The organism is Duganella violaceipulchra, assembly GCF_019166075.1.
Lineage (GTDB): Bacteria > Pseudomonadota > Gammaproteobacteria > Burkholderiales > Burkholderiaceae_D > Rugamonas > Rugamonas violaceipulchra.
The window spans coordinates 1-319 of record NZ_JAHTGR010000173.1 but is presented as its reverse complement, the minus strand read 5'-3'; the positions used below and the strand labels follow the sequence as shown (position 1 = coordinate 319).

Sequence of the window (319 nt, the reverse complement as noted above, 5' to 3'; positions counted from 1 at the left end):
GTCAGCGGGAAACCGTCCAAGGTCACAAATGCGCTGGGCACCATGTACTCGGCCAGGCTGGCCGATAGCTGCTCGCGCAAGTTGCTTGCCGACAAGGCCCCTTCTTCCGCCCCTGCTTGCGCGATCACGTACGCCACCAGCCGCTTGTCGCCCGGCTGGTCTTCGCGTGCGATCACAATCGCTGCGCGCACACCTTCGCAGGCCGCCAGCCTGGCTTCGATCTCGCCCAGCTCAATTCGGAAACCGCGGATCTTGACCTGGAAGTCGCCCCTTCCTACATACTCGATGTTGCCATCGGCCAACCAGCGGCCCAGGTCGC

Annotated in this window: 1 protein-coding gene; it reads right to left on the bottom strand. The window is 63.9% G+C overall.

The window, feature by feature from the left end; all coding sequences use genetic code 11:
• On the bottom strand, nucleotides 1–319 hold a 319-nt coding region (locus KVP70_RS33550), incomplete at both ends, for an AMP-binding enzyme (RefSeq protein ID WP_217946752.1).